This is a genomic window from Stenotrophomonas sp. FR024, from assembly GCF_047500745.2.
GTDB classification, from domain to species: Bacteria; Pseudomonadota; Gammaproteobacteria; order Xanthomonadales; family Xanthomonadaceae; genus Stenotrophomonas; species Stenotrophomonas maltophilia_A.
Window position 1 is genome coordinate 110,586 of sequence record NZ_JAXAXM020000012.1, and the last position, 17,263, is coordinate 127,848.

18 protein-coding genes are annotated in these 17,263 nt (G+C 62.9%); 5 read left to right on the plus strand and 13 right to left on the minus strand.

Going from position 1 to position 17,263, the window contains the following annotated elements:
• Window positions 1-19: 19 nt before the first annotated feature.
• The 12 genes from ACMZ91_RS14325 to ACMZ91_RS14380 all read right to left on the minus strand — a co-directional run bounded on the left by ACMZ91_RS14325 (window position 20) and on the right by ACMZ91_RS14380 (window position 12,245).
• Window positions 20-871 (minus strand): hypothetical protein, encoded by an 852-nt coding sequence (locus tag ACMZ91_RS14325; protein WP_010484866.1) that lies wholly within the window; start codon window positions 869-871, stop codon window positions 20-22.
• Window positions 868-3,315: a VirB4 family type IV secretion/conjugal transfer ATPase gene (locus ACMZ91_RS14330; protein WP_414577175.1), complete on the minus strand. Its 2,448-nt coding sequence runs from the start codon at window positions 3,313-3,315 to the stop codon at window positions 868-870. Before ACMZ91_RS14330 ends, ACMZ91_RS14325 begins: the two co-directional genes overlap by 4 nt.
• An 81-nt stretch (window positions 3,316-3,396) precedes the next feature.
• Window positions 3,397-3,705, minus strand: a complete 309-nt coding sequence (locus ACMZ91_RS14335) for a VirB3 family type IV secretion system protein (protein ID WP_006374695.1) — start codon at window positions 3,703-3,705, stop codon at window positions 3,397-3,399.
• Window positions 3,698-4,108, minus strand: coding sequence for a TrbC/VirB2 family protein (locus ACMZ91_RS14340; RefSeq protein ID WP_006374697.1), 411 nt, complete (start codon window positions 4,106-4,108; stop codon window positions 3,698-3,700). Before ACMZ91_RS14340 ends, ACMZ91_RS14335 begins: the two co-directional genes overlap by 8 nt.
• A gap of 73 nt (window positions 4,109-4,181) precedes the next feature.
• Window positions 4,182-5,165 (minus strand): lytic transglycosylase domain-containing protein, encoded by a 984-nt coding sequence (locus ACMZ91_RS14345; RefSeq protein WP_071227599.1) that lies wholly within the window; start codon window positions 5,163-5,165, stop codon window positions 4,182-4,184.
• 3 nt (window positions 5,166-5,168) lie between these two features.
• The gene (gene virB11 / locus ACMZ91_RS14350) at window positions 5,169-6,212 is read right to left on the minus strand and encodes a P-type DNA transfer ATPase VirB11 (protein WP_049463036.1); all 1,044 of its coding nucleotides are present in this window, start codon (window positions 6,210-6,212) and stop codon (window positions 5,169-5,171) included.
• 14 nt (window positions 6,213-6,226) lie between these two features.
• A complete protein-coding gene (locus ACMZ91_RS14355; protein ID WP_049463035.1) occupies window positions 6,227-7,480 on the minus strand; it encodes a TrbI/VirB10 family protein in 1,254 nt (417 codons plus the stop codon).
• On the minus strand, window positions 7,477-8,256 hold the full coding sequence (locus ACMZ91_RS14360; RefSeq protein ID WP_014037652.1) for a TrbG/VirB9 family P-type conjugative transfer protein: 780 nt from the start codon (window positions 8,254-8,256) through the stop codon (window positions 7,477-7,479). Before ACMZ91_RS14360 ends, ACMZ91_RS14355 begins: the two co-directional genes overlap by 4 nt.
• The gene (locus tag ACMZ91_RS14365; RefSeq protein WP_049463034.1) at window positions 8,253-9,308 is read right to left on the minus strand and encodes a VirB8 family type IV secretion system protein; all 1,056 of its coding nucleotides are present in this window, start codon (window positions 9,306-9,308) and stop codon (window positions 8,253-8,255) included. The genes ACMZ91_RS14360 and ACMZ91_RS14365 overlap by 4 nt, the downstream gene beginning before the upstream one ends.
• An 89-nt stretch (window positions 9,309-9,397) precedes the next feature.
• Window positions 9,398-9,844: a hypothetical protein gene (locus ACMZ91_RS14370; protein ID WP_049422460.1), complete on the minus strand. Its 447-nt coding sequence runs from the start codon at window positions 9,842-9,844 to the stop codon at window positions 9,398-9,400.
• A gap of 427 nt (window positions 9,845-10,271) precedes the next feature.
• A complete protein-coding gene (locus tag ACMZ91_RS14375; RefSeq protein WP_134950671.1) occupies window positions 10,272-11,951 on the minus strand; it encodes a type IV secretory system conjugative DNA transfer family protein in 1,680 nt (559 codons plus the stop codon).
• A gap of 36 nt (window positions 11,952-11,987) precedes the next feature.
• Window positions 11,988-12,245 (minus strand): hypothetical protein, encoded by a 258-nt coding sequence (locus tag ACMZ91_RS14380; RefSeq protein WP_006374755.1) that lies wholly within the window; start codon window positions 12,243-12,245, stop codon window positions 11,988-11,990.
• Window positions 12,246-12,478: 233 nt separating this feature from the next.
• Here ACMZ91_RS14380 and ACMZ91_RS14385 point away from each other — a divergent pair, with 233 nt between their 5' ends.
• Window positions 12,479-13,690, plus strand: coding sequence for an MFS transporter (locus ACMZ91_RS14385; RefSeq protein WP_005410130.1), 1,212 nt, complete (start codon window positions 12,479-12,481; stop codon window positions 13,688-13,690).
• A gap of 16 nt (window positions 13,691-13,706) precedes the next feature.
• Here the strand turns inward: ACMZ91_RS14385 and ACMZ91_RS14390 are convergent, their stop codons facing one another.
• Window positions 13,707-14,186, minus strand: coding sequence for a MerR family transcriptional regulator (locus ACMZ91_RS14390; RefSeq protein ID WP_414577179.1), 480 nt, complete (start codon window positions 14,184-14,186; stop codon window positions 13,707-13,709).
• An 89-nt stretch (window positions 14,187-14,275) separates the two neighbouring features.
• Between ACMZ91_RS14390 and ACMZ91_RS14395 the strand changes: the two genes are divergently transcribed.
• The 4 genes from ACMZ91_RS14395 to ACMZ91_RS14410 all read left to right on the plus strand — a co-directional run bounded on the left by ACMZ91_RS14395 (window position 14,276) and on the right by ACMZ91_RS14410 (window position 17,218).
• Window positions 14,276-15,514: an NADH:flavin oxidoreductase/NADH oxidase family protein gene (locus tag ACMZ91_RS14395; RefSeq protein ID WP_134950672.1), complete on the plus strand. Its 1,239-nt coding sequence runs from the start codon at window positions 14,276-14,278 to the stop codon at window positions 15,512-15,514.
• A 93-nt stretch (window positions 15,515-15,607) separates the two neighbouring features.
• The gene (locus ACMZ91_RS14400) at window positions 15,608-16,084 is read left to right on the plus strand and encodes a hypothetical protein (protein WP_049398236.1); all 477 of its coding nucleotides are present in this window, start codon (window positions 15,608-15,610) and stop codon (window positions 16,082-16,084) included.
• 70 nt (window positions 16,085-16,154) lie between these two features.
• Window positions 16,155-16,862 carry a hypothetical protein gene (locus ACMZ91_RS14405; RefSeq protein WP_414577181.1) on the plus strand — a complete coding sequence of 236 codons (708 nt, stop codon included), beginning with the start codon at window positions 16,155-16,157 and terminating at the stop codon, window positions 16,860-16,862.
• An 86-nt stretch (window positions 16,863-16,948) separates the two neighbouring features.
• Complete coding sequence (locus ACMZ91_RS14410) at window positions 16,949-17,218, plus strand: hypothetical protein (RefSeq protein WP_414577183.1); 270 nt, start codon at window positions 16,949-16,951, stop codon at window positions 17,216-17,218.
• The last annotated feature ends 45 nt before the right edge of the window (window positions 17,219-17,263 follow it).

Consider the following 17,263-nt stretch of genomic DNA (forward strand, 5'->3'; position numbering starts at 1 on the left):
CGACCGGAGCAGCGTCTAATCAGTTGGAGAGCGCTGCCTTCAGTGCCGCGGCCTTCACTACGGTACCGAGAGGTGACTGACCGGTACCCTTCAATGCGCGCTGCGCAAGAATCTGCTGCATCTTGGTCAGCGCCTGAATCTGCTTGTCATACCCTTCAGTCTTCTTTTCCCAGGTCGCAAAATCCGCCTGCATATAGGCGTCAGAAACGACTGCATTCGCGGAGGCCTCTGCCATCGCACCCTCGCCGCTCCACAGATCGCGGATATCCTTGATCCTGTCCAGCACCTTGCGCATGTCGGGCATCGTCTTCTGCACAACTTCCACGGTCTCGTTGTACTTCTGATTCTCCATGACCTGGATTGCAGCGCAGATGTTGCGCTGCTGGGCGATGATGTCCCCACCCGGGCTCAAGTCCAACGCAGTGAGGATACCGCTCAGGCTCATGATATTGCCGGCGCCGCAGCGCTCGGCAACATTCCACTCAAGCGGAACCGGCTCCAGCTTCACGCCTTGAGGCATCAGTGGCGAGGCGATGATCTGATTGAACTTCGCCAGCTTCTGCGCCCAGTTCTGAGTTGTTTCCAGAAACCGTTGCGCCTGGGTACTGTACTCGAGCAAGGCTTCCCCCTGAGCGGCAAGCGTATGGACCTCAGTCAGCGTGCTGTTGAAGGTATTCAAGCCAACCTCAACCACCGGGATGGTGTATCCCTTCACGGGGAAGCTGAGCAATGCGGCGACGGAAATCGCCATGGCGGTGGAACGGAGCCGGGAGACTGCACTCGGCGTCTTGGCAGTACGGGCAGTGGTTTCCATGTTCTTCTCCATCGAATTCAAGGGGCTTGCTGCGTTCACGTCCGTTGCGACAGTCATGCTGCAACCTCCTTACTGTTGGATGCGGGCTTTCCGGAGCCCTTGCGGTTCTTGTAGAAATCTTCCAGCCACTGTTCCGGCGTCAGCTCATCCACCGTCACACGTGCACGCACGGCGGCGGTCTGCAGGACACGATGCATGATGTCGATGTTGTCGGTCGACGCCGAGATCACCGACAGGATGTCGTCCATGCCGCGCAGGTTGAGCTGGCAGACACTGGACGCATGACCCTGCTTGACCAGGAAGCAACGCGAGCGCTCGTCCAAGGCGGTAACCACATTGAACTCGGCCTCGGTCAACTTCAGGCCATCCATGTAGTCGCTCTTGCTGGCATTCGGGTTCGGCAGCAGGATCAGGGTAGCGGTCTGTTCGATCAGGGCGGCGGAGATATCACTCTTCAGCGCGTCCTCCGGGCTCTGTGTGGCAAAGATGCCGAGACCATTCTGCTTACGGATGGTCTTCTGCTTGTTCTTCGCGAACTCCTTCAGGCCACCCTCGCCATCCAGGATCTTCCAGAACTCGTCCATCACATAGATCAGCGGACGGCCGTCGATCAGCGACTCCAGGCGGTGCAGCAGGTAATTAATGACCGGCACGCGCACTTCAGGGTTGTCGATGATGTCGGTGTAGTCGAAGCCGATGATGTTGGCCTTGCTCAGGTCAACGGTATCGATCGGATTATCGAACACCCAGCCCAGCGAGTTGCCCGAGGTCCAGCGGCGCATGCGCGCGTAGAGGCCATCGTCGCCCATGTTGGGCAGGCTCTTCTGGAAGTTGGTCATGCTGCGCAGGTGCATCGGCGTATCGAGCATGCTTTCCACGGCGCGGTAGATGTCTTCTTCCTCGCGGGCGCTGTACTCGCGCTTGCCGGCCAGCACCTTGATCAGGTCGGCCAGGAACTGCACGTTGGCTTCGTTGTTCTCGCACTGGAACGGATTGAAGCCGGTCGGCGCGCCGTTCTCCAGGGCCAGATAGTTACCTCCGCAGGCACGCACGAAGATCTCAGCACCGCGGTCCTTGTCGAAGAAGAAGATGGTCGGCGAGGGCTCGTACTTCTGCACCTGGCTGAGCAGGAAGTTGATCAGCGCGGTCTTACCGGTACCGGACTTGCCGATCACCATGGTGTTGGCGATCGCCTTCTCGCCCAGCGAGTTTTCCGACGGATGGGTCGCGTGGAAATTGAAGTAGTACGGCTGGCCGTTGGTGGTCTGCAACGTGGTGACGCAGTCGCCCCACGGATTGTTGTGCTGCTTGCCGGTGGCGAAGTTGTGCAGCGGCGACAGGCCCAGGAAGTTCAGCGAACTGACATTGGCCAGGCGAGTGCGGTAGCGCCAGTTACCCGGCAGCTGCGAATAGAAGGACGAGGTAACCGCCAGGTCTTCCTTGGTCGACACGAATCCGGCGTTTGACAGCTCGGCACGGGTCGAGGCGACGTTCTGCGAAAGCTTGGCCTGCGTGTCGCCGTAGACCGCCATGATGAAGTGGTATTCACCCAGCACGAAGTTGCCCGACGACAGCTGATCCATGGCCTGGTCGAGCTCGACGATCTGGCTGACCGCCTTGTCGCCGGAGGAGATCATCATGCCCTTGGTGCGGTCGAGCACCTTCAGCGCATCCTGACGCCCCATCGGGCTGAACGAATGGGTGATGACGTACTCGTAGTCCAGATATTTCAGACCGTTGAGGATGCCCGGATAGGTCCCCTCGGCATACTCCTTGATGTTCAGAATGGCGCCGTAGTGATTGGCACCATTCGGGGTATTGATCGCGAAATCGCCCGTCTTAGCCGAGAACATATGGCGGCTGACCGGCAGGTAATCCTTGATCGGTGCCGAAAGCACCGGCACCGGCTCGTCGATGCGATTGATCAGGTAGCCGAACAGCTCCAGCGTTTCCGAAAACACAACGCCATTCTTGGCTTCGTACATACCCAGTCGATACGGCGCGTAGTCGCGGATCACGGCCTCGACGTTGCCGGCCAGTTCCATCAACTTCTCTACCGCCTGCTCCTGCTCGGCGCGCAGCTTGTCCACGTTCGCCGACTTTTCGACGAAGCGTTTACCCGCCACCACCGGGCGGTAGATCATGGTCAGGTACAGCTCGTTCTGCATGATGCGCTGCGAGGACAGCATGCCCATGTACTGGTCGGACACGTCCTGGTTGAAGCGCTGCTTGTAGCTGCTCTTGCCCTTCAGCGTGCGGCGGCGACGGATGTCGTGCACCCAGAAAGCCACGTTGACAAAGTCCGGTGCGCGCTGGGTCTGCAGCAGGCGGTTGAACGTGTTGTGGCGATGCTCGAGCTCCCACTCCTCTCGGCCGACAAACGGCAGCCCTTCCAGATGCCAGGTCAGCAGGTAGTCGCCGCCCGTGGTCTTGACCACGTTCGGGGCGACATGCGACGACAACGGGATGAACTCACTGATGGAGGTGTCAGGGCTGAACATACGACTGCTTCCAAAGAGGTACTGCCAAGAAGTTTCAAGAGACCTGGCGGGCGCGGATGCCCGCCAGGCCGGATCCGGACCTCAATCCATTCGGGCCGGCTTGTTGCGGTAATGGTTGGGGTTGAGCACCCACATGCCATCGTGCTCCTGCACGTTGCGCACCTTCAGCTTGAACATCAGGCGCAGGCCCAGCAGACGGAAGATCATCTCGTCACGCTTGGCCATGTGCCGCATGATGAAGACCGCCACCGGAATGGTGAGCAGGAACCAGAAGTTCGTGTACATGCTGAGCAGCAACAGCCCGCCTGCCACCATGAAGAATGGCAGGTAGGGAACGCCCAGGAACATCGCTGGACGCGTGCAGCCGCGGAACACGACGTTCTTATGCACTGTAGTACTGGATCACGTGGTTGATCAGGTAGGAGGTGCTGGTGCCACCACCGCACTTGCCGTCGCTGCCATCACCCAGCAGCATGCGCGCGATCTGGCCTGCGGCGCCGATCAGCACGCCACCGATCAGGATCGGGGCGACGTCAGCGATGCGCTTGTGCGCGAAGGCGATCTGGTAACCAGCGAAGATCACCGCGATGGTGACCACGGCGATCGAGGCGATGTTCAGCAGGCCGTTGATGTTGTTGAAGAAGCTGCAGACCTTCTTGTCGGTGCCGCCGAAGTCGGTGGCGCCGTTGGCGAAGACTTGCGGGGCAAACAGTGCGCCGACGAACAGAGTGGCCATCAGCAGGGTCTTCAGCGTGCGCTGGGCCTGGACGAGGTCGAGATTGGATCGCTTCATGGATTGATTTCCTTGTTGATGGACTAACACAACTGAATCGACCAGCCGGGGGACTGGCCGTACCACGACTTCGTCAGAACACGAAGGCCGCATCCCCTGCGGGAATCTGCTGCACCGGTGCGGACTGTGCCGGTGCGTTATATGAACTGCCATTGCCGGCCACTGGCTGATTGCGCTCATTCCAGGGCCGCAACATCACAGGGCCCTCGTTGCTGCCACCTGCAGCACCTGGCAACTGCTGCGGCATGGCCATCGCCTGCGCCGGACCCTGCTGAGGCAGCTGCTGCGGCATGCCACCGGCCTGTTGCTGCGGATAGGCGGCCCCTTGGGTGGGCTGCGCCTGCGGCTGCATCATCCGATCCACCGAGCCCAGTACCACTTTGGAAAGCGCCTGGTCGGCGATGTTCAGCAGGCTGCCCCGCGCCATTGCACCGGTGGACGGATACACGACATACGCACGTGCCGGGTCCTCCGACGGCACGTACACCGGGCCACTCGCCTGCGCAACGATGCGCGCCTGCGCCGGCGAAGCGAGCTGCGGGTGATGCTCGACCTTCACGCTGCGGCGTTCGCCGCGACTCACCACGTCGATCGGTGCAACACCATTGCTGGCAAGCTGCTGCCCACGGCGCATCGAGTCATAGACCTTCTGCACATAGCCATGGCGGAAGCCAGTCTCGAAATTGCCCGAGTAGTAGCAACTGAATGACTTGCCCCAGTCACCACCGGAGCGCTTGTAGCACTCGGCGAGGATGCGCGAACCGGCCTGCAGGTTCGGGCACTGCTGGAAGGCCTTCTCGTAGGAATCCAGACCGTACTTGCCGAGGTTGTAGCGATTGACCTGGGCCAGGCCAATGGAGAAGTTGTAGCCCTTCTCCTCCAGCATGCGAACGGTGGCCAGCGCCTCGTCCAGGGCCTTGGGCTGGCGCACCAAGGCACCGCCGACCACGCCGATGGCGTAAGGGTTGCGCGACGATTCCACGTTGATGACGTGCTGCATCACGTCCATCGAGACGGCCATTTCCGGGCACGCCATCATTTCCAGTCCTGGCAGCATTGGTCAGCCCTCCTGCCCCTGGGCACGCCCAGGATTGAAATCAATACCGGTGATATAGCGCGAGCCTGCGTGCGCCTTGATATGCACGACGATGTCGATGGTCATCATCAGCAGTCGCTTGATCACGTTGAATTCCAGGCCCGAACCTTCGGTCGAGGCCTTGACCATCAGCGCCAGCTGATCCCAGGTCTGCTCCGGGCTGCCGGCATGGCAACTGGTGATCGAGCCCGGATGGCCCGATGCGCAGTTGCGGATGAAGTAGAACGCCTCGTCACCGCGCAGCTCGGCCAGGATGATGCGCTCGGGTTTCATGCGCAGACAGGCTTCCATGCAGCTCTTTGCGCTGACATTGCTGGTGCTCTGCCCCCCCTTGGAGTACAGCAGGTGCACCACATTGGGTTGGGTCAGAAACAGCTCGCGCGCATCCTCGATCGTGACCAGGCGTTCGTTGTCGGGGATATGATTGACCAGCGCTTTCATGAAGGTGGTCTTGCCGCTGCCGGTCGCACCGGATACGACGATGTTCTTGCGGTACATGACCGCACGCCGGAAGAACTCGGCGTACTCGCGCTGCTGGCGCAGCTCCAGCAGCTCGCGATCCTGCTCGCTCAGACTGCCATCCTGTTCCAGAATCTGGTTGAAGAAACCATCCTCGTGGTACTGGGTGAGCGACTTGGTGTGCTTGGACGGCAGGCGGATAGTGATCGAAACCTTGCCGGCATCGCAGGCAGGCGGAATTACGAACTGCGCACGCTGCCCGGTCGGGAAGGTCAGCGAGACGACCGGATCAGCATCGGTGATGCGCTGGCCGGTATTGCTCTCATTGACGACGGCCGTGCAGAACTGCCGGGCCCGCTCGAAGGTCAGGCTCGGCACGTCTACCCGCTGCCACCCCGCCCGGGTTTCCAGGTACAGCTCACCGGGACGGTTGATGCAGATTTCCGTCACTTCCGGGGAAGTCATGTACTCGGCGATGCCCAGCACTTCGTACTGATAGCGCAGGAAATCGCTGGAGACGAGGGCGAGGGGTGACACTTCGGCGTCCATGATCGTTCGTTGGGTTACCGGCGGGGGTGGAGCACGTTGGTGAAGTCGACGTCCTTGGCGACGTAGACGTTCACGATCGTGCCCTGGTTGATGGTGACTGTCGGCGGACGACGGTTGCTGCTGAGTGCCTCGTTGGCCAGGCGCTCCATCGTGCGTGCGGTAGCACTCTCATAGGGCGACTGCACCGTCATGCCGTTGTTGGCGATGGTGGTCGTCTCCGGACCGTGTTCGGCAGCCGCGTACTTGAAGGCATCGGAAATCAGGCTGATCATCAGCGCCGAGGCGATACGGCTGCCCCAGTGCGCGCTGTACTGGCCCGGATGACCGGCGCCGCCCAGCTGATCCACGCCCGGGCTGGACATCGCAACATCGATGCCATTGGGGGTGGTGATGCGATCCCAGATCACTTCCACGCGCTTGCCGATCGGACCACCGCCGTAGGCGCCATAGATCTTGGAGCCCTTGGGCAGCAGCAGGTTGCGACCGTTGATCGAGTACACCGGCTCGGTCAGCAGGCACGACGTGTAGCCGGCCAGATCGGTGATGATGCGGGTTTCCAGCACGCACCGCAGGTAGGTGCCGCGCACCAGCAGCGCATCGGGGCTCTGGATGTAGGTGGCACTGGAAACGTCTTCCACATCCGGCCCACGGCGGATCTTCTGCTGCCCCTGCTGGTTGGGCATCATGTTCGCAAGCAGCGCCTGGCGGGTCTGTTCGTCGAGCGCACTGCGCTGCGGTTGCGCGCGATTGCCTGCCGCAAGCGCGGCATCATCCACGCCAGCCATCCGGCGCTCGACCAGCGTCGGCTCACGGGGTCCCATGGCTTCCGGCCGGGATGCGATGGGCACCAGCTTCGGACCTTCGTCCTGTGGCATCGGCGGAAGCATGGGAATCGGTTCGGCGGCAGTCGGCGGCGCCTGCGGAGGCGGCGCAACGTCCGGCAATGTCGGCGTGCTGGCACGTGCGACATCCGGCACCTTCTGCACGGCGTCATCACTATCCTGGCCCTTGCGGAACAGCAGGAAGCCCATTGCCATCAGCAGCAGCACGATGCCGCCGAGGAACAGCAGGGCCTTGCGATTCAACCGCTGCTCTTCGGCCGAGCGCAGCTGCGGCGCGGCCGCATCAAGGTCCGGCGCTGGCTCGGCCTGGGCCGTGCCGAAGTAGGGATTCGACGGCGCGTCCGGGGCACCCTGTGCGCCATACGGGCTCTGGCTCTCGTCGCGTCCGTTGTTCGGGTCGTTTCCGGGAGTGTTCTGCTGGCTCATTTCTTCACGTTCCTTCGCAGGCCGACGACGAAGTCGCCGTGGCGGATGACCAGGTACGGGTGCGTCCCGTGCACGATCAGCGTATTGCCTTCAACCGTGGTGTTGACCACGAAGTCTTCACCGTATTCCGTTTCGCGACCGAAAACCGCCGGGAAGATGCCGGTCTTGTACTCCGGCGAATTCGGCAGTTTCAGATAGGTGAAACGACCATCGTCATAGGCGTTGACCGGGATCAGCCATCCCATCTTCTTCGCCTTGCTGGTCGAATAGGAGTAGTTGAAGTTGTACTGGCGGTCCTTGGCCAGTTCAGAGCTCAACAATGGCTTGGCCTCTTCTTCGACCGCTTCCTGGGCGACGCCGAACACGGTGTCGTTCGGATAGACGAAGGCGATCTTGTACTGCACGCCTGCACGACGCGCCTGTTCCAGCTGGCGCCAGTCAGTGGCTACCACCTTCAGCTCGAAGATGTAGGAGTGGGTCTCGGTGCGCACCATCATGTTGGTGTCCACGTCGACGTTCTTCGGCTTGAGGTAGAACACGTTCTCGCGGCGGGTCAGCTCCCAGCCGCTGCTGAAGCCGGTGCTGTAGTCGAGGATCTTCTCGTTCGGGCTCAACTCGATCTGGGTGGTCAGGCCCAGGCCGGTGCGAACCGGATAGATGCGGTCCTTCTCGTACTCGTAGTGGTCCACCGCCTGCGCCATCGCTGCTGCTGAAAACAACAGCGACAACATCGACAGCAGCGCCAGCGCGCTTCCCCTGATATTTCGACTACTCATCGGTTGCTTGCTCCATCAGCAGTTCCGGTGGAATTGTTCTGCGCCGGCCTCATGGCCGGCTGTCCGGGCATGGCGTGCCCCGGCGTTACTTGCCCCTGCACCGGCTGACCCGGCATGGGTTGACCCTGTACGGGCTGGCCCGGCATCGCCTGACCCGGCACCTGGCCGTTGACCGGAGCCGCGACCGGTTGGCCGGTGGCAGGATCGATCATCGTGGCCGCAGCCGGATTGTTCGGATCGTAGACGCCCTGTGCCTGCTGCGCGGCCTGTGCAGCCTGCTGCGCCTGCGCCTGCATGGCGCCGTCATCCGGCACCGGGACGCCACGGGAATAGTCGTTGTCGACGCGATACTCGGTGACCTGGAAGGCCAGCGGATTGAGGATACGATCCTGCTCGGACAGCGCGAGGTTCTGGTTGTAGCCGAAGCGCATCGTCACCAGCTGATTGTCCAGGTAGGTGGCAACGCCAGTGCGCTTGTCCAACAGGCTGCGCTGGATGCGCACCGACGCACCGCGGAAGCTGCCGTTCGCTTCGGCGCCCAGCGGCGTGATGCTGAGGATCTTGACCCGGATGGCGCGTTCGCGGCCATACATCACGAACGGGTTCTGCGGGTTGTTGCCGGCATAGCGCACGCGCATGGACTGCGCCACCGGATCGGTGGACATCACGAACACCAGTTCCCAATCGCGCAGGCCCATCACCGCCGAGTCGTACGACTCGCGCGCCAGTACGTACTGGGCCACATTGCTGCGATTGATCGCTTCGTTGCTGGTAATCGTCTCGCCCTGGAAGGTCCCGCTCAGGCGTGCGACCGTCGCGGTACCCGTGTACGCATCGGCCATCACCAGGAACGGCACCTTCTCCTTCAGCGGCAGCATGTAGTAGTAGCCGCCCGCCAGTGCGAGCGACATCAGCAACGAGCCCGTGGCGACCCACCAGGCACGGCGCTCGCTGCGACGCGCCATGTCGGCCACGGTGATCTCGTAGCTGACCGCCTTGGCGACCGACTGCTCGACCTTGGGACTGTTGCCGGGATCCTTCTTGCGGAACATGGATTCTTCCGTACTGCTGAAACATCAATGGGCATGGAGCCCCTGCGACAGGCGCGGGGAGCGGCACGTTCGATGGTTTCGAGGTGGACTCAGGTGCCGCTGTTGGAATCAGCGCTCTGCGCCGACGCGGTGGGCGTCGAGCCAGCGCTCTGCACAACGATCTGGTTGCCAACAATGGAGACGGAGATGCCTTGCGCCGAATACGCCGAAGTCAGATCGATCACGGCCTGCTGCGCATTGGTGGTGTCGATCTTCGAGACCGCGCCATACAGCGTGAAGTCCGAGCTGAGGCGGTAGTCCAGTGTTCGTCCGGAATCCTTGGCCCAGCGCTCGAGCATGGCTTTGAGCGTTCCATCCATCGGCGAGGCCTGGTAGACGTAGCTGGAATACAGCGGGATCTCGGTCGTCGCCACGGCAAAGCGGTTGACCGGCTTCCAGCGCCCACCGAAATCGGGGGCGGACTTGGTGGCACACCCTGCCACCATCAGCGCCGCGACTGCGGCGATGGAGATTTTCGCGATAAACGCCTGATTCATACGGGCTTCACTTTGACGTACGAAAAAGCAGTCCCGAGCGTTGGTTCCCTGGCCGTCCGGCGCTGCATGGCGCACGCCGGAATCGGGGAGACGCGCTGGCATGCAGCACACCTGCCCCGGCTCCCCTGCAGCCCGAAAGCTGCCAACCAGGTCGCGGGGCCGCCAGACGTTGCCGACGACACACCCGCACACCCTCACCAACGTCGAAACCATCCTTGTTTCCATGGCACAAACTCCTGGCCACCCTGCGTTACAACTTTTGGCATCCAGCACACACTTCTGGATGACGCACACAGAGTTACACAACCACGCGTCAATTCCATGTCAGACAAGTCTGAAAATCTATGAACAGATGCCGAATTTTTGACTCAGCTCACGGTTTCACGTCGGTGAATATGAATCTACGTCACAAATTTAGCGACGTGAATTAGACGTTAAGCATCGGAACGTCGACCTTCGGCAGCAGCCGCGATGTGAAATAGCGATCCTTGTAATAGCGGATCTTGTCGCACTTCACCGGATGCGGTATGCCCTCGTAGAGGAATACTTCCTTGTCCGGCCCCATCGCCTTCAGCTCCTGCGGCAGCATCAGTGCACGCCGCTCTTCGGTGAAGTTGTGGGTCTTCTCACGGGCATGGGTGACGTTCTTCTTGCGGACGGTGGTGTAGCCCAGCATGTCCGAGTAGTCGTTGGCGTCCTGCTGCTCGCGCGGCGCGTACAGGATCTGCAGTGCGTGGTTGGTGATGATCGTGCGTGACACTTCCCGGCCGTAGGTGGCATCAAGCTGGGACATGCTCTGGATGATCGGCAGCAGGCGGATGTTGTAACCGGCCATGTAGGACACCGCCGAGGCGATGATCTCGACCTTGCCGATCGAGGTGAATTCGTCCATCAACAGCAGGCACTGGTACTTCAGGTCCGGGTTGGACTTGGGCAGTTCCTTGGTGTTGAGGTTGATCAACTGGCTGAAGAACAGGTTGATGATCAATCGGCTCTCGGCCAGCTTGTTGGGCTGGATGCCGATGTAGATGGTCATCTTCTTCTTGCGGACATCGGTCAGCAGGAAGTCGTTGCTGCTGGTGGCCTTGTCCAGCACCGGATTGATCCAGGGATTGAGCGGCTCCTTGAAGGTGCCCAGGATCGAGGCGAAGGTCTCATCGGCCTGGGACAGCATGTTGGCGAATGCCGAACGTGCGTTGCCACTGAGGAACGACCGCTCCGACAAGGCCTTGAGGTACTTCTTCAGATCGGTGCCGTCGCCCGATGACAACCGGTAGACAGCGCCCAGCGTCGGCGTGCCCGAGCCGCCCGGGAATCCGCTGCTGCGCTCGTCATCCCAGTTCTCGAACAGATACAGGGTGAAGGCCATGAACGCATTGCGCGCCTGGCTGACCCAGAATTTCTGGTCCTCGGCCCCGTCCGGATACAACATCGCGGCGATGCTCATCAGGTCCGAGACACGGAACGCCGGGTCATCGGAAACATAGCTGAGCGGGTTCCAGCGGTGCGTGCGCCGATCTTCGGCGAAAGGATTGAACAGGTAGATCTCCTGCCCTTGGCTGGCACGCCAGCCGCTGGTCAGGTCGAAGTTCTCCTGCTTGATGTCCAGCACCACCAGCGATTCGCCGTACTCCAGCAGGTTCGGAATGACCACGCCCACGCCCTTGCCCGAGCGGGTGGGCGCTGCAAGGATCACGAACTGCTGGCCGTCCAGCCGCACCAGCTTGCCGCCATGGCTGCCAACCACGATGCTCTGGCCGGTCTTCTTGAACATGCCGTGCTTGGACAGGTCGGCGCCGGTGGCAAAGCGCGCGTCGCCGTGCAACGAGCGCTTGTCCTTCTTCAGCAGCAGCACCAGGCCGGTCACCAGCAGCACCAGCAGCGGCAGGCCGAAGCCGAGATAACCGGCCCACTTGATCTTGCCCACGAACGGCGCGACCTGCGGCTGGCCAATGGCGTGGTAATACTGGTAGTACGTGTTCCAGGTGAACAGCTTGGTGTCCAACCCCAGCAACAACAGGGTCAGGTAACCGGAAAACACGAAACCAAGCAGCAGGGTCGCCAGCGTGATGATGGCGATGAGCAGATACTTCTTACTGGGCAACACCCGGATCCTCCATGATGCGCACAAGGGCGCGACGGCCTAGCGGCGGCGCCAGCGCGACGCCTTCTTCCGCAGGTGGTTTTCGTTCTCCAGCCCGGGCTCTTCGCCCTCTTCACGCACCAGTGCCTGCAGGCGTTGGCGCGCTTCGGCCAGCGACATCAGGTCGGTCAGACGATCCCCATCGTCGGCGACGACCGCATGGCCGACCACATCGCCCGGAGCGTACACCGGCGCGTAGGACACCGCTACCAGCTGATAGCGGCCGCGCGTCTCCAGCACATGCCTGAATTCCTGCATCGACATCCTCCTTGTTCCAGCACTCCGCAGCCCCTGTGTTTCGCATCATGCCGACGTCCATGTCGTCATTACATGCAGGACGCCGACAACAATGCGCCGAACCTGCTTTCGTACCGAGCCCGTGCCCGGGTTGCCGCAACCCCACGGATCAAACGCTGATTTACCCTCAGCATGGCTGCTGCTGTTGCGGTGCAGCAGTACAATGCACGGCTCCCCGCCCCCATCGGCCCCGCATGAGCCCCAACTCTTCCCTGGCTGCGCGGCTGACGCCCCGTCAGCGCACCCTGATCATCCTTGCCCTGTCCCTGGGCGGCTTCGCCATCGGTACCAGCGAGTTCGCCAGCATGGGCCTGATGCTGGAGATCAGCCGTGGCCTGTCGATCTCCGAAACCCAGGTCGGCCACCTGATCAGCGCCTATGCCATCGGCGTGGTCGTCGGTGCGCCGATTCTCGCCTTCGTCGGCGCCAGCTTCCCGCGCCGCAAGCTGCTGCTGGCGCTGATGGGCTTCTATGCTGTCGGCAACCTGGCCAGCGCACTGGCACCGAACTACGGCACGATGCTGATCGCACGTTTCGTTGCCGGCCTGCCGCATGGCGCCTACTTCGGCGTGGCGATGCTGGTGGCCGCCGCAATCAGTCCGGCCGGCCAGCGCGGCCAGGCGATGTCGCGCGTACTGCTGGGCCTGTCGATCGCGATCCTGGTCGGCAATCCGCTGACCACCTGGCTGGGCCAGCAGCTGAGCTGGCGCACCGCCTTTGCCCTGGTCAGCGTGCTGGCCATCGCCACCGTGGCGATGATCGCGCGCTTCCTGCTGCCGGACCCGGATGAGGTGCGAACTTCGCCGATGCGCGAACTGCGCGCGTTCAATACCACCCAGGTGTGGCTGGCACTGGCGATCGGCGCGGTCGGCTTCGCCGGCATGTTCTGCGTGTTCACCTACCTGGCACCCACCCTGGTGCAGGTCACCGGCGTGGCCGAATCTTGGATGCCACTGGCCGTGGGCGTGTTCGGCATCGGCGCGATCATCGGCAACATCGCCGGTGGCTGGCTGGTCGACAAGTTCCACTTCAAGGCCGCTGCGGTGGTGCTGCTGTGGTCGATCGTGATGCTGCTGCTGTATCCGCTGGCCGCGCAATCGGTGTGGACCATCGGCCCGATGATCATCACCGTCGGCACCATGGGTGCGCTGGCGGCAGTGCTGCAGACGCGCCTGATGGACGTGGCCGGCGAAGCCCAGACCCTGGCTGCCGCCTCCAACCATGCCGCCTTCAATACCGCTAACGCGCTCGGCCCGTGGCTGGGCGGCATGGCGATCAGCGCCGGCTTCAGCCCGGCCAGCACTGGCTATGTGGGCGCGGCCACCGCCATCGGCGGCCTGCTACTGTGGTGCGTGGCGGTGATGCTGGACAGGAAGCGCAAGACAGCCGGCGTGGGCAGTCACTGACCTTCGCGCCGGATCGTCAGCTGCTGCCCGCGCGGCGGCGGCGATCCGGCCGCAGCAATGCCGTATCGCCGGCCGCAAGTGTCGGGCGCGCCAGCTCACCGCGCTTGACGCGCTCCAGCACCCGCCGCGAGTTGGCCGCGCAGTCGATGCCCTCCGGCCGCGCCTGGATGTCCTCGATCAGGGCCAGCAGGTGCGCCCGGCTCTCTGCCAGCCGCAACTGCAGCGCCTCGATGTCGGCCACCTTCTGCTGCAGCATCGAGATCAATGCGTCGTGCTGCCACTGGCCCATGTCCGGCGGCAACAGCGCGCGGATCTCTTCCAGGCTGAAACCGGCGCGCTGCGCACCGGTGATCAGTTCCAGCAGCAGCACCGCCTGCTCCGGATAATCGCGGTAGCTGTTGGCCTGGCGCTGGACCACGAGCAACCCGGCCTCTTCGTAGAAGCGGATGCGCGACGCTGCCAGGCCCGTGCGGCGGGCCAGCTCACCGATCTTCATCTGCCTGAATCCTCGACATGGAAGCCTGTTGACCTTCAATCAAACTTGAAGGTTAGCGTAGCCCCATTCCCCTGTCCTGGAGCTGTCCGATGTCGCTGTTCTCGCCCCTGGCACTGCCCTCCGGTGCCGTCATCCGCAACCGCATCGCCAAGGCGGCGATGGAAGAAAACATGGCCGACGCCGACCACGCTCCCTCCGAAGCGCTGCTGCAGTTGTACCAGCGCTGGGCCGACGGCGGCGCCGGACTGATCATCACCGGCAACGTGATGGTCGATGGGCGCGCCATGACTGGGCCCGGCGGCGTGGTACTGGAGGATGATCGCCACCTCGACCGCTTCACCGCCTGGGCGGACACTGCCCGCTCGCGGGGCGCACAGATGTGGATGCAGATCAATCACCCCGGGCGGCAGATGCCGGCCGCACTCGGTCAACCCGCGCTCGCGCCGTCGGCCGTTGCATTGCAGATGGGCGCGCTGTCCAAGCAGTTCGCACCGCCGAAGGCGATGACCGAGGACGACATCGACTCGGTGATCGCGCGCTTCATCCGCAGTGCCGAACTGGCCGAGCGCGCCGGTTTCAGTGGCGTGGAGATCCATGCCGCGCACGGCTACCTGCTCAGCCAGTTCCTGTCACCGCTGTCGAACCGGCGGGAGGACCAGTGGGGCGGCAGCCTGGAAAACCGTGCGCGCCTGCTGCTGGAGATCGTGCAGGGTGTGCGCGCGGCGGTGGCGCCCGCCTTCGCAGTGGCGGTGAAGCTCAACTCCGCCGATTTCCAGCGCGGCGGTTTCTCGCCCGAGGATGCACGCGCCGTGGTGGAGATGCTGGCCCCCCTCGGCGTGGATCTGGTCGAACTGTCCGGCGGCAGCTATGAAGCACCGGCCATGACCGGCGCCGCACGCGACGATCGCAGCGTGGCCCGCGAAGCGTACTTCCTCGAATTCGCACGCGAGATCGCCACGGTGGCAACGATGCCGTTGATGGTCACCGGTGGCATCCGCCGCCGCGAAGTGGCAGAACAGGTGCTGGCCAGCGGCGTGGCCATGGTCGGCATCGCCACCGCACTGGCGATCGAGCCGGATCTGCCACAGCACTGGCAGCAGGGCCGCGACCCGGTGCCGACGCTGCGCAACATCAACTGGCGCAGCAAGCCGCTGGCGGCCAGCGCGCACATGGCGGCAGTGAAGTATCAGCTGGGCCGGTTGAGCCGGCGCCGCCCCACCGCACCCACGGTTTCACCGGCGTGGGCACTGCTGCTGGCACAGGCGGCCGCAAAGTGTCGGACCCGCCGCTACCGGCGCTGGATCAGCGCCCGCGCCATCGCACATTGAGCCGCGCGGTCTTCTCATCGCCGCAGCGATGCTCCACCATCTGCAGGATCGGCGGCAGTCCGTCGCCGGTCGCAGCATGGAGATGGAACCCACGTGGCAGCAGGATCAACCAGGAACCGCGAGAAGCTGCTCGATGACCTGCTCTCGCTGGGCCGCAACTGGGCACTTGCCATCGCCATCGCCGGTGCCGGGGCTGCCGTCCATTACAACGAATCGGTCTACGAGGCCGGGCTCTGGCGCGGCCTGTTGCCCACGCTCTGCTTCCTGGTCGCGATCATCTGGATTGTGCTCAGCATCATCCGCTTCGACCTGACCATCCAGCAGCACTTCGAGCGCAAGCTGTCACGCTGGCTCAGCCGCCTGCTCTACGTGGTGCTGCTCGGTACCGGCATCACCGCCGTGTTCTTCGTCACCGAGCTGGCAGAGAACAATCATATTGCGCGGATGTGCGACTCGGTAGCCAACGAACCCGGCAGCCGCATCCACAGGTCGGCCGAATGCCAGCGTTTGTATCAGCACCGCGCTGCCTACCGGCAACGGCTGGAATCGGCCGAGGGAGAGTTCGACTGAGCAGATGCGTGGGCGAAGGCGCACGAGGACTCACACAGAGGTCCAGCAAGGGTGGATTCAAAATAGTTGCATGGACTTCATTGCAACGCGACGCCACGCTCTCTTGCCGGAAAGCCGTGATCGAACACAGTCCTTGAAGTTACCCATCGCCCACTCCCGCCTCCCCGCCCGGCCCCGGAAGATCGACAGTGAAGTGCGCATCTTCAGGCGCTATCACCTGTACGCCATGTTTGCCATCGGGGCCGTACCACTGGCAACACTCCTGTTCGCCCGCGCACCCGAACTTGGACTTCTCACCGCACTGGGTGCGGCAGCGGTTTTCACGCTGTCGGCGTTGATCCTCGCCTTCGCTGTCTATCCCCCTCGACGGGACCGGGTGGCACTGGAACATGATCGTCTGGTATTCCAGCACCGTGCTCCTCTCCCGTTCAAGCAGATCCGGTCCTACAACCTGGACGATCATGTTGATCTGACCCTGATCGATGGACCGAGCGTGCTGCTCCAGCGCACACGGGCATCGACGCATGAATTCTCAACCTTCCGGGACGCGCTGGCAGAGGCTCTCGCGAAGCGGCCCGCCAATGCTGCCGCCGCTCCGCAACGTCGCCACTTCTTCGGTGCCTGGCCCGCACGCGCTTGGGGTGCGGTCCTGTTGCTGGCGACGGCGGCACTGGTGATCACGGGCGTACTGCATGGCTGGCCGTTGTACAAAGCACCGATGCTTGGGATCGTGCCCGTGGTGGGCATTGGGCTATTGCTGTCGCGCCGCCGTCACTGATCACGCCGTCGGCGAAGTACACATGGCGTGGATGTGTATTCGGGCACAGTACGCGCGCCGCTCACGCTTGGAACCATCCAGCCACCATGCTCCACGCGCCTGCCCCCGCACGTCACGATGCCATCGCCCTGCAGGCGGGCGTGCTCGGCAGCGTGTTGGGCGTGGCTCTATACAAGGCCATCGCGTTGTCGGCGCTGGCGACCGGATCCTTGATCGTGATCGGGCTGTGGCTGCTGGCCTGCGCGCTGCTGGCTGCCTGGGCACTGGCCGCCTGCCTGGCCTGCCTTGCGCTGAGCCGGCGCGTATTCGTGCTGATGCTGGCGCTGAGCATGATCCTGATGATCTGCGTCGCCTGACAGCAGCAGGCGCCGGACTATCGCGCATCTGTTACAGAATAACAA

Coding starts and splice junctions, on each gene's coding strand:
- ACMZ91_RS14390 (WP_414577179.1), bottom strand. CDS start 14,186: ATGAAGATCGGTGAGCTGGCCCGCCGCACGGGCCTGGCAGCGTCGCGC.
- ACMZ91_RS14325 (WP_010484866.1), bottom strand. CDS start 871: ATGACTGTCGCAACGGACGTGAACGCAGCAAGCCCCTTGAATTCGATG.
- ACMZ91_RS14365 (WP_049463034.1), bottom strand. CDS start 9,308: ATGTTCCGCAAGAAGGATCCCGGCAACAGTCCCAAGGTCGAGCAGTCG.
- ACMZ91_RS14340 (WP_006374697.1), bottom strand. CDS start 4,108: ATGAAGCGATCCAATCTCGACCTCGTCCAGGCCCAGCGCACGCTGAAG.
- ACMZ91_RS14380 (WP_006374755.1), bottom strand. CDS start 12,245: ATGCAGGAATTCAGGCATGTGCTGGAGACGCGCGGCCGCTATCAGCTG.
- ACMZ91_RS14405 (WP_414577181.1), top strand. CDS start 16,155: ATGGACTTCATTGCAACGCGACGCCACGCTCTCTTGCCGGAAAGCCGT.
- ACMZ91_RS14370 (WP_049422460.1), bottom strand. CDS start 9,844: ATGAATCAGGCGTTTATCGCGAAAATCTCCATCGCCGCAGTCGCGGCG.
- virB11 (WP_049463036.1), bottom strand. CDS start 6,212: ATGGACGCCGAAGTGTCACCCCTCGCCCTCGTCTCCAGCGATTTCCTG.
- ACMZ91_RS14330 (WP_414577175.1), bottom strand. CDS start 3,315: ATGTTCAGCCCTGACACCTCCATCAGTGAGTTCATCCCGTTGTCGTCG.
- ACMZ91_RS14410 (WP_414577183.1), top strand. CDS start 16,949: ATGCTCCACGCGCCTGCCCCCGCACGTCACGATGCCATCGCCCTGCAG.
- ACMZ91_RS14385 (WP_005410130.1), top strand. CDS start 12,479: ATGAGCCCCAACTCTTCCCTGGCTGCGCGGCTGACGCCCCGTCAGCGC.
- ACMZ91_RS14345 (WP_071227599.1), bottom strand. CDS start 5,165: ATGCTGCCAGGACTGGAAATGATGGCGTGCCCGGAAATGGCCGTCTCG.
- ACMZ91_RS14360 (WP_014037652.1), bottom strand. CDS start 8,256: ATGAGTAGTCGAAATATCAGGGGAAGCGCGCTGGCGCTGCTGTCGATG.
- ACMZ91_RS14355 (WP_049463035.1), bottom strand. CDS start 7,480: ATGAGCCAGCAGAACACTCCCGGAAACGACCCGAACAACGGACGCGAC.
- ACMZ91_RS14395 (WP_134950672.1), top strand. CDS start 14,276: ATGTCGCTGTTCTCGCCCCTGGCACTGCCCTCCGGTGCCGTCATCCGC.